12 protein-coding genes and 2 tRNA genes are annotated in these 12,157 nt (G+C 49.4%); 8 read left to right on the forward strand and 6 right to left on the reverse strand.

The annotated features are described in order from the left end of the window. The first annotated feature begins 68 nt into the window (after window positions 1-68). Together AC3CB2_RS12105 and AC3CB2_RS12110 are read left to right on the forward strand one after the other, a co-directional pair. A complete protein-coding gene (locus tag AC3CB2_RS12105; protein ID WP_352933007.1) occupies window positions 69-3,422 on the forward strand; it encodes an error-prone DNA polymerase in 3,354 nt (1,117 codons plus the stop codon). Between the two features lie 103 nt (window positions 3,423-3,525). Next, on the forward strand, window positions 3,526-3,894 hold the full coding sequence (locus tag AC3CB2_RS12110; protein WP_352931958.1) for a TfoX/Sxy family protein: 369 nt from the start codon (window positions 3,526-3,528) through the stop codon (window positions 3,892-3,894). A gap of 164 nt (window positions 3,895-4,058) precedes the next feature. Here AC3CB2_RS12110 and AC3CB2_RS12115 read toward each other — a convergent pair whose 3' ends face one another. Beyond that, a complete protein-coding gene (locus tag AC3CB2_RS12115; RefSeq protein ID WP_128647530.1) occupies window positions 4,059-4,454 on the reverse strand; it encodes a hypothetical protein in 396 nt (131 codons plus the stop codon). Between the two features lie 476 nt (window positions 4,455-4,930). Continuing rightward, on the reverse strand, window positions 4,931-5,338 hold the full coding sequence (locus tag AC3CB2_RS12120; RefSeq protein ID WP_352931956.1) for a YchJ family protein: 408 nt from the start codon (window positions 5,336-5,338) through the stop codon (window positions 4,931-4,933). A 187-nt stretch (window positions 5,339-5,525) separates the two neighbouring features. Between AC3CB2_RS12120 and AC3CB2_RS12125 the strand changes: the two genes are divergently transcribed. After that, window positions 5,526-6,647 carry an FAD-dependent oxidoreductase gene (locus AC3CB2_RS12125; RefSeq protein WP_352931954.1) on the forward strand — a complete coding sequence of 374 codons (1,122 nt, stop codon included), beginning with the start codon at window positions 5,526-5,528 and terminating at the stop codon, window positions 6,645-6,647. A gap of 65 nt (window positions 6,648-6,712) precedes the next feature. Here AC3CB2_RS12125 and AC3CB2_RS12130 read toward each other — a convergent pair. Further along, a tRNA-Gly gene (locus AC3CB2_RS12130) sits at window positions 6,713-6,787 on the reverse strand. Between the two features lie 48 nt (window positions 6,788-6,835). Then, window positions 6,836-6,910, reverse strand: a tRNA-Gly gene (locus AC3CB2_RS12135). Window positions 6,911-7,686: 776 nt separating this feature from the next. On the opposite strand from AC3CB2_RS12135, the gene AC3CB2_RS12140 reads away from it, so the two are divergent. The 5 genes from AC3CB2_RS12140 (at window position 7,687) to AC3CB2_RS12160 (ending at window position 11,486) form a co-directional block, all read left to right on the forward strand. Further along, complete coding sequence (locus AC3CB2_RS12140; RefSeq protein ID WP_352931952.1) at window positions 7,687-8,751, forward strand: cytochrome-c peroxidase; 1,065 nt, start codon at window positions 7,687-7,689, stop codon at window positions 8,749-8,751. A gap of 141 nt (window positions 8,752-8,892) precedes the next feature. Then, window positions 8,893-9,420 (forward strand): prolyl-tRNA synthetase associated domain-containing protein, encoded by a 528-nt coding sequence (locus AC3CB2_RS12145; protein ID WP_054785585.1) that lies wholly within the window; start codon window positions 8,893-8,895, stop codon window positions 9,418-9,420. Window positions 9,421-9,541: 121 nt separating this feature from the next. Then, the gene (gene trxA / locus AC3CB2_RS12150; protein WP_352931950.1) at window positions 9,542-10,537 is read left to right on the forward strand and encodes a thioredoxin; all 996 of its coding nucleotides are present in this window, start codon (window positions 9,542-9,544) and stop codon (window positions 10,535-10,537) included. A gap of 43 nt (window positions 10,538-10,580) precedes the next feature. Further along, the gene (locus AC3CB2_RS12155) at window positions 10,581-11,261 is read left to right on the forward strand and encodes an LON peptidase substrate-binding domain-containing protein (RefSeq protein WP_008550327.1); all 681 of its coding nucleotides are present in this window, start codon (window positions 10,581-10,583) and stop codon (window positions 11,259-11,261) included. A 33-nt stretch (window positions 11,262-11,294) separates the two neighbouring features. Continuing rightward, a complete protein-coding gene (locus tag AC3CB2_RS12160; RefSeq protein ID WP_008550557.1) occupies window positions 11,295-11,486 on the forward strand; it encodes a Trm112 family protein in 192 nt (63 codons plus the stop codon). A 12-nt stretch (window positions 11,487-11,498) separates the two neighbouring features. On the opposite strand, the gene AC3CB2_RS12165 is transcribed toward AC3CB2_RS12160, so the two are convergent. Continuing rightward, on the reverse strand, window positions 11,499-11,816 hold the full coding sequence (locus AC3CB2_RS12165) for a DUF167 family protein (protein ID WP_352931947.1): 318 nt from the start codon (window positions 11,814-11,816) through the stop codon (window positions 11,499-11,501). A gap of 3 nt (window positions 11,817-11,819) precedes the next feature. Continuing rightward, window positions 11,820-12,110, reverse strand: coding sequence for a YggT family protein (locus tag AC3CB2_RS12170; protein ID WP_352931945.1), 291 nt, complete (start codon window positions 12,108-12,110; stop codon window positions 11,820-11,822). Window positions 12,111-12,157 lie beyond the last annotated feature (47 nt).

Here is a 12,157-nt window from a genome sequence, read left to right on the forward strand (position 1 = left end):
CATATGCGGACTTGATTTGCCGCTTTAAAAAGTACACTTCAAATGGAGCTACCATGAGATCGCCTTTGATGCGCGGCTCCGGTTATGCGGAGCTTTGCTGCGCAACTAACTTCTCATTTCTGCGCGGTGCTTCGCAGCCGGAAGAGATTGTTTTTACAGCGAAAAGTATTGGTTTAAGTGGGCTGGGTGTGTGTGATCGCAATTCGCTTGCTGGCGTTGTGCGTGCTCATGTTGCTGCTGATACTGCAGAGCTGCGCATGGTGACTGGAGTGCGACTCTGCTTCGTCGATGGTTCTCCTGAAATTCTGTGTTGGCCCATTGATCGGGAAGCTTATGGTCGTCTAACAAGATTGCTTACAATTGGTAATCGCCGGGCCCCTAAAGGAGAGTGTCATTTGCGTCTTGAAGACCTATTGGCACAGGGACCAGGATTTGTTGTAGCTCCAATTGCGAACCGCTTGGAAAATAAAACTAACCTCTCAGCACTCAAAACGACATTAGAAGCATTGCTTGCAGTATTCGGACAGCAGGTGCGTCTGGCTGTTGCCTTGACGTATGGGGCTAGTGATAGGCGCTTCCTGCTACAAATGATGGAGTTGGCGGATGCATGTGGGCTCAACATCCTAGCTGTAAATGATGTGCTCTATCATGAAGCTGCGCGGCGTCCATTGCAGGATATTGTGAGCTGCATTCGTCTGCATGAAACACTTGAAAGTGCTGGGCGTAAGCTGGAAGCTAATGCTGAGCGGTACCTGAAAACTTATGAGGAGATGGAGCAGTTATTTCATGATTGCCCTGAGGCATTGACGGAATCCTTGAGAATTTTGGATGAGATAAATTTTAGCCTTTCGGAATTGCGTTATGACTATCCTCAAGAGGAAATCGCGTCAGGTTTATCTCCTCAACAAGAACTTGCTCGATTGGCGAAGAAAGGGGCGCAGATCAGATATCCTGAAGGGGTTCCTGAAAGCGTAAGAGAGTCGATCGCCTATGAGCTGAACTTAATTGAAGAGTTGGACTATGCTCCATACTTTTTGACAGTGCATGACATTGTTAGGTTTGCGCGATCCAGAAACATTTTGTGCCAAGGACGTGGATCCGCAGCGAACTCTGTTGTTTGCTTTTGCATTGGTATTACAGAGGTTGACCCTAAACGAGCTGGTTTGCTGTTTGAGCGTTTTATCTCTCCTGAACGTAAAGAGCCTCCCGATATTGATGTCGATTTTGAACATGAGCGGCGAGAAGAGGTTATTCAGTATATCTATCAGAAATACGGAAGAGAGCGGGCAGGGCTCGCTGCGACAGTCATCACCTATCGATCTCGTTCTGCCCTAAGGGAAGTTGCCAAGGTGTTTGGCCTGTCGGAGGATGCAGCGGGGGCTTTGTCAGGAACGATTTGGGGACGTTCTTCTGGAGGTGGGAATGCGGAACAGGTACGAGAGGCTGGTTTAGATCCTCAGGAAGCTGTGGTTGCTCAAGTTCTTAAGTATGCCAAGGAATTGATTGGCTTTCCTCGCCATCTCTCCCAGCATGTTGGTGGCTTTGTGATTACTCAGGGGCGCCTGGATGAAGTCGTGCCGGTGATGAATGCTGCGATGGAGGATCGCACTACAATTGAGTGGGACAAAGATGATCTGGAGTCTCTTGGACTTTTGAAGATTGATGTGCTTGCTCTCGGGATGTTGACAGCTATTCGTAAGGCTTTGGATTTATTAAGAAAAGACTATAATCAAGATTGGACAGTTGCGAGCTTACCAGCGGAAGAAGCTGAAGTTTACGATATGATTTGCCGGGCTGACACTTTAGGGGTGTTTCAGATTGAGAGCCGCGCTCAAATGAGCATGTTGCCGAGGCTAAGACCGCGTTCTTTTTATGATCTGGTGATTGAAGTTGCGATTGTGCGGCCTGGCCCTATTCAGGGTGACATGGTGCATCCGTATTTGCGGCGTCGGCAAAAGAAAGAAGCGGTCAACTTTCCTAAAGAAGAACTCCGAGACGTGCTGGGTAAGACACTTGGAGTTCCGCTGTTTCAAGAACAGGCGATGAAGATTGCTATCGTAGCTGCCGGATTTACTCCCGGTGAAGCTGATCGTTTACGGCGTGCTATGGCGACTTTCCGTCGTGTTGGAACCATTAAGACGTTTCAGGATAAAATGGTCAATGGGATGGTTGACCGTGGATATGAAAAAGACTTTGCAGAGCGATGCTTTAAGCAGATTGAGGGGTTTGGGGAGTATGGTTTCCCTGAGAGCCATGCAGCGAGTTTTGCTCTGCTGGTTTATGCCTCTTGCTGGCTAAAGGCACGATATCCTGATGTGTTTTGTGCTGCCATGCTTAATTCTCAACCTCTGGGATTTTATGCCCCTGCGCAACTGGTGAGGGATGCGCGGGAGCACGGTGTTGATGTTCGGGAAGTGGATATTAATCTCTCCTGCTGGGATGCTGTATTGGAGCCTGATGCGGAGGCGTGGCGGCGCTTGCATCCTCGGCATAAGGAAATGCAGGGCACGATTAAATCTGATCACGCTGTACGGCTGGGATTCAGGAGTGTCAAAGGCTTAGCTGAAGCTGATATGGAAAAACTCGTTGCTGTGCGAGGTCGTGGGTATGACTCTGTTCGTGACCTCTGGCTGAGAACGGGATTGCCGCGTTCTGTTATTGCCAAGCTTGCAGAAGCTGATGCGTTTCGGTCACTTGGTTTGGATCGGCGAGCAGCATTGTGGGCTGCACAAGGCTTGGAGGCTGGTGGGGCGGCTGAAAGACTGCCTCTTTTTGATCAAGCTAACTTGCATGAATTGCGGCCAGAACCAGATGTTCACTTGCCTCCAATGTTGCCTGGTGAGCATGTTATGGCGGACTATCAAAGTTTAACGCTTTCTCTGAAAGGCCACCCTGTTGGGTTCGTGCGAAAGTCCCTCGCGCAGTCTTGCGTTATTTTGTGCGATGATTTGAAAGATTTGCGTGCTGGACGCAAAGTTTCGGTGGCTGGGCTTGTTCTTGTGAGACAGAGGCCGGGATCTGCGAAGGGAGTGATTTTCATGACGCTGGAAGACGAGAGCGGTATTGCGAACGTGATCGTCTGGCCAAAATGTTTTGAAAAATATCGTGCGCTGGTACTTGGCACCCGTTTTATCAAGGTAACAGGGCGACTTCAGAGTGCTGAAGGTGTCATCCATGTGGTCGCCGAGCATTTGGAAGATATGACAGATCTGCTTGGGCAGTTGTCAGTTGCTGAGTTTGCAGATGCCGGTTTGGCTCATGCAGATGAAGTGCGTCGTCCTGTTATTGAGTTAGCTGCGAAAATCCAGCCTGGGCGGGGATTAGCGAAGTTGGTGCAGGAAGTTCCGGAAGTGGCAAAAGATTATGCTGAACTCGCCCAGAAGGCGCGTCATAGTTTGCCGCGAGGGCGAAACTTCCACTAGCGATTTATCCCCTCCAGTTTGGGATGAGTTATTTTGTAATTCAGGCTGTTCTCTTGTGCGGTGTCTTAAGAATTGTCTGTTGTGGCTCAGGAGTAGAGATTCCATGGCTTATGATGAGGAATTGAGTGATCGGCTTCGGGTGGAGTTGGAGGGGATCATGGGGATTTCGGAGAAGCGGATGATGGGTGGTCTTTGCTTCTTTCTGGATGGGAACATGCTGGCTGGGGCGCATCGGATTAAGAGTGAAGAGCCTCGCTTCATGTTTCGGGTTGGCAAAGACAATGAAGCGGAGGCTCTCGGGCGTGAAGGGGCCGAGATTGTGGAGCTTGGTGGTCGGCGAATGGGTGGACTGGTGTTTGTTGCGGCTGAGATGTGTGATCAGGCGACGCTTCGGGAGTGGATTTCTTTAAGCATGAGCTTTGTGGCTGGTTTGCCTGCTAAGGAGTTAAAGGGGAAGGTGCTGCGATCGTAGCCTGTTTTATGAACCATCGATTTTGATTTGTTGCTTGGTGTGGTCGGGGGCCGTTCGCAGGGAACTTTCGGACTTGAGGCTGAAGAAAGTTATATTGGCGCGTGCATTTCAGTGATTTGGAGTGATGTGTTCAGCATTGGCAATTTGCCAGCTTATTTTGATGTTTAATGGCGTGGGTCTTTGCAGATTTGTGCGTCACCTTTGAGTACTTTTTTTATTTCGGTGAACGCGCGTTTCATTGTGGTGCCTTTGACCCATCCAACAGTTGCCAATCGCAAGCCAGGATTTTTTGGATGTTTGCCTGCAACGATCTTAACTGCCCAAAATCGGCGGCCTCCAAAACCTGTCTCGACAAGTTTGTAGGCACGGAACTGAAGGTACTGAGTTTCTGTAAGTTCTTTGTGAGAAAAGTTTTGTAGTAATTCTATGCATTCATGATTAGGTTTACTTATGAGAGCTAGCGATCCGTCGTTTAAATGTAATTCTTTAGTAGATTCGTAGATTTCACATCCTGATCCTACTGTATTAGGTGTGCTTTGTATTAATGATCTCCACTTCATGAATTCCATTCTATTAGCGTGAATCACGTTCATTTATAAGATGTCCGGTGTGTGTTTGTATTTGTGCGTCATACACATAGAATCTGATATTTTGAAATAGTTTTTTTTCGAATTTTAATAAGATTGGATGCAGTGGAGCTGGTGCGAACCTTGTAGCGATTCTGCTAAGTCGTTACGCTAAGGTATGTTTATCGGAAAAAGAGGGGTGCTGAGGCGTGCAACCTAAAGGTGTGGGAAACTCATAGCTGGCTTAGGAAATGCACTCTGAAATGAGCTGAAATAGACGGAGTAGGCCTGATTAAGTGAGGATTACCCTCGGTCATGCCTCCCACTTTGGGCCTAGTTTTGGAATTTTAGTTGGTGCTGGGAGGGGCATTGGCTGCTGGGAGCCAGCTATCTGCATCAAGTAAAACGAAGACCTTGTTTTAGAGTGGGTCTTCGTCAGAAATTGCGTCTATAGAATGAGAAAAGTGCCTTTAGAGGCGAGCACCTTCTTCTAAAGGTTCAACGTAGTACCAGCGACCTTTGCGTTTTTTGAAGAGGCTGAGTTCGCGCTGCTCTCCAAACTGCCCATGGGCCAGATATTTAGCGCAGAACAAGACACTGCCTTTAGCGTCATCTGCCTGTCCCTTTTCGGTTGCCAGAATATCGAGGCCAACCCATTGGGTTTGTTGGGCATATTCGGCAATTTCGATAGGGTTGAAGGCTTTCTGATAGCGCGGCCAGAGTGTTTCTTTCAGGTAATCAACGTTCTGTGTCGCATAAGCGCTGTAACGGGAGCGCATTAGTTGCTCTGCGGTTTCAGGCATGGCTTTGCCTTCCAAAAAGGGCTGACAGCAGACTTCGAAGTCTTTTCCTGATTGGCACGGGCAGGGCGTTGTCATCAATTACCATCCTTTAGAACATGCTCGAGAGCTTGATGGCGCAGGTAAACGCTAAATCCTACGTCTGGTCAAGAAGGGCAAACAAGCTCCTCCGAGAGTGATTAAAGTTCGTGCTACTGGTTCAACGCTCCTACAGCGTCTTTTGCATAAGCTTGCCGCGTAAAGCCTTCTGTACGGTAGGATTGCAATGCAAAGAGGACGCATTTTGATTGTTGGAGCAGGGCCCAGTGGGCTGACTGCTGCAATTGAGTTGAAGCGGCGTGGGTTCACGCCCCGCATCATTGATAAGAACTCGCGTCCTCATGCACAGTCCCGCGCACTCGCGATTAACCCCAGGACAATGCAAATTCTGAAGCCTTCTGGCGTGACTGACAGGTTGCTGGAGAAGGGCTGGCGGATGAACCATGTCCATTTTCGTGGCCCCAGTGATGAGCTGTTGGAAGTGGACCTTTCTGAGTTGGGTGGGGCGTTCAACTTCATGCTGGCTCTGCCTCAATATGAGACTGAGACTGTTCTTGAGCGACATTTGACTGAGCAAGGCGTTCCAGTTGAACGGGAATGTGAGCTGCTGCGGTTGGAGCAGCAGGATGACAAGGTTACTGCTGTGCTTGAAACAAGCAGCGGTAAGGAAGAAGTGCTTCATCCGCCAATGGTGATAGGTGCTGATGGGGCGCACTCTGTTGTGCGCTCGCAGATGGGATTAACCTTCTCAGGCAGCTCCTACCCGCAGGATTGGGGGCTGGCAGATGTGGAGCTGGAGCCGACGCTTTCCATGGATGGGCCGACTATGTTTGACCGATCGCCGAATATCTTTGGGGTCATCCCGTTTTCTGCAACCCGTGCAAGGATTGTTGCGGATCATGTTGATCCATTGGAGAACATGCCGCCGATCCTGAAGGTCAATAAGGTCAACTGGAAATCAACCTTCCGCATCTCGCACAGGCTGGTGAACCTGTACCAGAAAGGCCGCGTGTTTCTGGTTGGGGATGCAGCGCATATACACTCTCCGTTCGGTGGGAGAGGGATGAACTTAGGGATTGAGGACGCTGCGTGGTTGGCGTGGCAGGTTTCTACCGGTCTTACGCATCAATATATGTTGGATCGAAGGCCAGTTGCTGCGGAAGTTTTGAAGACAGTGGATTCTGGGACGCGGTTTCTGGCTTCCAACAATACTGCTATTCGCCTCTTCCGGCAGAAGTTCATGCCTGTGTTGGGGCGGACGAATTACTTCCAATCACAGTTCATGAACATTATGTCTGCTGAGAACACGCCATTCCCTCCTTGGCTGGAAGAGGAAGAAACCGTGTAACGCTTTGTATGGAAAGAGAAGTCCAGATAACAAAAAACCGCCTAGCGGCGGTTCTTTTGTTTTTTTGGAGCGGGCGAGGCGATTCGAACGCCCGACCCTAACCTTGGCAAGGTTATGCTCTACCCCTGAGCTACGCCCGCATATCCAAAAAATTCCAACTTCGCGAAAACTCAGCTTCTTAGAGAAACTGGAGCGGGCGATGAGATTCGAACTCACGACCCTAACCTTGGCAAGGTTATGCTCTACCCCTGAGCTACGCCCGCATTCTGTTTCGCTAGGACCGTTTGTTGCGGCCCCGTCGGTGAGGTGGGAGCTATATGACAAAAGCTCGGGGTGAATGCAACAAGGAATTTGAAATTCATTGTGGGATTTCCAAGTGCTTGTGGACGTAACTGTTGTGAGGCTGATCTTGTAATCTATTTAAATACAATGGCTTAGGTGAAATTATAAGGTGTTTTTCCTGTTGTGGAAATAATTGCATCTGCGCAAAATAACCTATGTGATTTTGTCGGAAACTGAGGCGATGAGCTGCAAAAAGGAAATTAGTTCTCTCATATATCTCAATGGGATCAGGAAATTTATTGTCCAACCGGAAAAATTACCTGTGAGATCATGGCTAAGAAAACTGTAGCTGGGTGGAGGAGATCACATTTTGTAAGTGGGGGCAGTATGTCGCACATACAGATTTGTATACTTGCTGAGAACTTTTTCAGCGATCCAGTGCTGCCCTTAGGAAATGCAAGTTGCAGGTTTTGAGAGTACTCAATCAGAATACTATATTAGAGTTATTCTAAATCCAAAAAGAGATGAACTGTGCATGCTATATGATTAGATTTTGCTAATATTGAAGTATTTATAAGTATATCTTCAATTCATATTCTGAATATTTTTTATAAGTATAAATATTGTATCATTGTAGGTAGCGTTATTCTGGGTTTTTAGTTTTGAAAATCCTATAGTAAATGTCAAGCGGTTGCATCAATGTGCTTTTGTTTATAGCGATTCTAAAATCCATTATCTCGTGATGATGGAGGAATTCATGCGAGCTATAATTAAGACATTGATTGGCGCATCTGTTCTCAGCTTAGCTGCTCAGGGAGGAGCCTTGGCTCAGTCTGAGTTGTTGGAAGAGGCGCGCTCTTACTTCAAGCCGATCCCGCACGCTGTACCTGCTGTAAAAGGCAACACAATCACCCGCGAAAAAATCGATCTGGGGCGTAAGCTGTTTTTTGATCCGCGGCTATCGCTCTCTGGTTTGTTGTCGTGCAACAGTTGTCACAACCTTGGCATGGGTGGGGATGACAATCTGGAAACATCCATCGGCCATGGATGGCAGAAGGGGCCGCGCAACGCGCCTACCGTTCTGAATGCTGTGTTCAACCTTGCTCAGTTCTGGGATGGTCGTGCTGAAGATCTGAAGGAGCAGGCAAAAGGCCCTGTGCAGGCTGGTGTTGAAATGGCCAGTACGCCAGAGCGGGTTGAAGCTGTGCTGAACAGTATGCCTGGCTACACCGAGCAGTTTGCAAGAGCATTTCCCGGTGAAGATAAAGCGACGAACTTCGACAATATGGCGAAGGCTATCGAAGCTTATGAGGCAACTTTGATCACGCCAGCATCCAAGTTTGACCTGTTCCTTGAGGGCAACGAAAATGCGCTCAGTGCTCAGGAAAAGCAGGGACTTCAGGCGTTTATGGACACTGGTTGTGCTGCTTGTCATGGCGGTGTGAACATTGGTGGTGAAGGGTACTATCCATTCGGTGTGGTTGAGAAACCAGGCGCTGATGTTCTTCCGGCAAACGACAAAGGCCGCTTTGCTGTCACTCAAACCGCTGAAGAAGAGTACGTTTTCCGTGCATCTCCATTGCGTAACATCGAGTTGACAGCCCCTTACTTCCATTCCGGTAAAGTTTGGGATCTGAAACAGGCAGTTGCCATTATGGCCAGCTCTCAGCTGGGTGCAGAACTGACTGATGAAGATATTGATGCGATCACTGCTTTCCTGAAGACCCTTACAGGTGAGCAGCCGGTTGTTGAGTATCCGATCCTTCCGGTTCGGACAGATTCTACACCACTCCCTGATCCGTCTGTCATGACGGCTCACTAAGCAAACTATTCGCCCCCGGTTTGCGAGAGGCAGGCAGTTCTTATGGACTGCTTGCCTTTTTTTATGGGTGCCTTAAAACGGTGCAGCATTTATGTGGCAAACACTTGGTTTATCTCAGAGACTTGGGGGAGGTTCTTCTACATGCCAGCAAGCCGTTCGCAACTGATGTCCTTTTTGGAAGAGCTGAACATTCCGGTTTCTACCATTGATCATGAACCGGTTTTCACGGTTGCTGAGTCTGCTGACTTGCATGATCGTATTCCCGGTGGGCACACCAAAAACCTCTTTCTGAAAGACAAGAAGGGGAATCTCTTTTTGGTTGTTGCGCTCCATGATGCTACGATTGATCTGAAAAAGATCTCCAGCATCATTGGTGCATCTGGTCGCGTATCTTTTGGTAAGGCTGATCTGTTGGAAGAGGTTCTGGGTGTAACGCCGGGATCTGTGACGCCGTTTTCTCTGATCAATGATCGTGAGGCGCAACGGGTTTCTGTTGTGTTTGACGCGAACATGATGGAGCAGGAAGTTCTGAACTTCCATCCGCTGCTGAACAATGCTTCGACAGCGATTTCGGCAGATGGGCTGATGGCTTTTGCAAAGGCGTGTGGGCATGACGCAAGAGTGCTTGCGGTGTCTGCAGAGGCGCAGAAAGTCACTGAAGATCTATAAAAACTGAGTGATCGCCAATTGTAATTGGTCTCGTCTAAGACCATTTTAGGCAGCAGTTAAAGATTTTGATATGCGGAGCGCTGATAAAAGCAGCTCCCAGTTCAGGTAAAGGGTCAAGAGAATGAGTGGATCCGGTTATTCCGTAGGTGGTAGCTTTGGAGGCTCCCTTGGTGGTGGATATGGCGGTGGTTACCAGACCAACACACAGGCTGGTGCGGCTTCCCCATCCGCTGCTCCTGCAGCTGCGGCTGACTTGATTGTAGATACGACCACTCAGACCTTTGTGCAGGATGTAATCGAGGGCTCCCGTAATCAGGTTGTTCTCGTTGATTTCTGGGCACCTTGGTGTGGTCCGTGTAAACAGCTTACTCCGACGCTTGAGAAAGTGGTCAAGGAAGCGAATGGCGCTGTTAAGCTGGTGAAGATGAACATCGAAGAGTACCCGGAAGTTGCGGGTCAGATGGGTGTTCAGTCGATCCCGGCTGTGTTTGCGTTTAAAGGTGGCCAGCCAGTTGATGGCTTCATGGGCGCGCAGACTGAGGGTGAAGTTAAAAAGTTCCTCGACCGCATCGGCGTGAAGATTGGCCCAAGCGATCTGGAAGTGATGCTTGAGAAGGCTGATGAGCTTCGAGATGCGGAAGGCTATCCGGAAGCTGCGCAGCTTTACGGTGGCGCGCTTTCCATTGATGCTGGCAACGTGCATGCACTGAGCGGCCTTGCCATGTGCTATCTCGCGCTTGGTGAGAAGGAACATGCCAAGCAGATGCTCGACATGGTCCCGGAAGACAAGCAGGACTCTCAGCAGTTTGTTGCGGCTAAGGCTGCGCTGGAACTGGCTGAGCAGTCAGAAGGACTGGACGATCTTGCTGAGCTGCGTGGGCGTGTGGAAGCAAATGCAGATGATCATCAGGCCCGTTTTGACCTTGCGCTTGCATTGAGCGGCAAGGGCGACAAGACCGGCGCTGTTGATGAACTGATTGAAATTATTCGCCGTGACCGCGAGTGGAATGAAGATGGTGCACGCAAGCAGTTGCTGCAGTTTTTTGAGGCTTGGGGCTTCAAAGATGCAGGTGCTGTTTATGGTCGCCGTAAACTCTCCTCAATTTTATTCTCGTAATCTTGGCCTAATGATAAGAGCGGAGAGCACTTAAGTGGCCTCGATGACTGTTGGAAATGCGACCTACGCAGGTCTGGATGATCTGCCGCAGGTTGTGCCGTTGTTTGTTTTGCCGGGAGCTATCTTGCTCCCGCGCTCCCATATGCCTCTCAATGTTTTTGAGCCGCGCTACACCGCGATGATCGACAGTGCTTTGCGCACTGACCGGATGATTGGTGTGATTCAGCCGCAGTTTGATACAAGCGATGAAGAGCTGGCCGGACGGCCAAAGCTTTGCACCGTTGGCTGTATGGGGCGTATTACCGGTTTTCAGGAGAGTGGCGATGGCCGCTATCTGATTACGCTTTCCGGTGTTTCCCGCTTTGAGCTTCGTGGTGAGTTGGAAGAACGTGCGCCATTCCGTCGTGGGCACGTGGATCCGACCCGATTTGCCAGTGATCTGAAGACAGGCCTTGGTGAAGACGATGTGGACCGTGAGCTGCTGCTTTCAACGCTCAAGGAGTATTTGAGCGTTAATGATCTGGAAGCTGACTGGGATAGCGTGAATTCTGCTTCGACCGAGGTATTGGTCAATGCGCTGTGCATGATGAGTCCTTATGGACCTAAAGAGAAGCAGGCTCTGTTGGAAACAGAGAATCTGAAAGTGCGTGCGGATACGCTGATTGCGCTGGCTGAAGTGGAGCTGGCACGAGGCAACGGTGGTGCTGGCAGCACTCTTCAGTGATGCAGGTAATGATAAGAGATGAATGAGGGCTCTATGAGCGAATTTGAAGCGCCACAGCTGGACCGACGCCTTCTGGAGTTGTTGGTCTGCCCTGTGACGAAGACAACGCTTGAGTACAACGCTGAGAACCAGGAGTTGATTTCTCGCGCTGCTAAGCTGGCTTACCCAATTCGGAACGGTATTCCGATCATGTTGGAAGAAGAAGCACGTAAGCTAGAAGACTAAATGCTTTAAAGGCTAGGAGAGATGATCTTCTAGCCTTTTTGCCAGATCCTGCGGATCTCCCTGAACGCGCAGAGTTTTTATGCGGGCCGTGGAGCCTGCAATCACTTCAGCTGAAGATTTTGGAACAGAAAGTGCTTTTGCAAACAGGGCTGCAACGGCTTTGTTGGCTGCGCCCTTTTCCGGCACTGCGCGAACTCTTGCCAGGACAAGCGGACGTCCGTCAGACTGTGTGCCGATTTTCTCAATCTGATCTTTGGAGGATTTGGGGGTGAGGCGGACGGTAATGAGAATTCCGTCAGCCTGCAGTTTCCAAGGGCGTTCGTCTGCCACTACTTAGAAGACGTAGGGGTAGATGTAGAGGCCAATGATGCGCTGAATAAGGAATATACCGAGCAACAGAATGATCGGGGAAAGGTCCAGTCCACCCATTGGTGGAAGGAAACGTCTAATTGGCCGCAAGAGCGGCTCTGTCAGATTGTAGAGGGTCTGTCCGATCATGGCGATGAACTGATTGCTCGAGTTCACCACGTTGAACGCGTAGAGCCACGAGAAGATCACGTTTGCGATAACAACCCACCAATAAAGATTTAAAATGACGAAAACGACATCAAGGATAGCGCGCATGGACTGGTTAAACTCCAAGTTTGCGGAGATGAACTTTCTAAATTGCT

It is taken from the genome of Pseudovibrio sp. SCP20 (genome assembly GCF_057774105.1).

Excerpts from the sequence above, each read along its gene's own strand:
- AC3CB2_RS12110 (WP_352931958.1), top strand. The coding sequence starts at position 3,526 with ATGGCTTATGATGAGGAATTGAGTGATCGGCTTCGGGTGGAGTTGGAG.
- AC3CB2_RS12115 (WP_128647530.1), bottom strand. The coding sequence starts at position 4,454 with ATGAAGTGGAGATCATTAATACAAAGCACACCTAATACAGTAGGATCA.
- AC3CB2_RS12125 (WP_352931954.1), top strand. The coding sequence starts at position 5,526 with ATGCAAAGAGGACGCATTTTGATTGTTGGAGCAGGGCCCAGTGGGCTG.
- trxA (WP_352931950.1), top strand. The coding sequence starts at position 9,542 with ATGAGTGGATCCGGTTATTCCGTAGGTGGTAGCTTTGGAGGCTCCCTT.
- AC3CB2_RS12170 (WP_352931945.1), bottom strand. The coding sequence starts at position 12,110 with ATGCGCGCTATCCTTGATGTCGTTTTCGTCATTTTAAATCTTTATTGG.
- AC3CB2_RS12155 (WP_008550327.1), top strand. The coding sequence starts at position 10,581 with ATGACTGTTGGAAATGCGACCTACGCAGGTCTGGATGATCTGCCGCAG.
- AC3CB2_RS12140 (WP_352931952.1), top strand. The coding sequence starts at position 7,687 with ATGCGAGCTATAATTAAGACATTGATTGGCGCATCTGTTCTCAGCTTA.
- AC3CB2_RS12120 (WP_352931956.1), bottom strand. The coding sequence starts at position 5,338 with ATGACAACGCCCTGCCCGTGCCAATCAGGAAAAGACTTCGAAGTCTGC.
- AC3CB2_RS12145 (WP_054785585.1), top strand. The coding sequence starts at position 8,893 with ATGCCAGCAAGCCGTTCGCAACTGATGTCCTTTTTGGAAGAGCTGAAC.
- AC3CB2_RS12105 (WP_352933007.1), top strand. The coding sequence starts at position 69 with ATGCGCGGCTCCGGTTATGCGGAGCTTTGCTGCGCAACTAACTTCTCA.
- AC3CB2_RS12160 (WP_008550557.1), top strand. The coding sequence starts at position 11,295 with ATGAGCGAATTTGAAGCGCCACAGCTGGACCGACGCCTTCTGGAGTTG.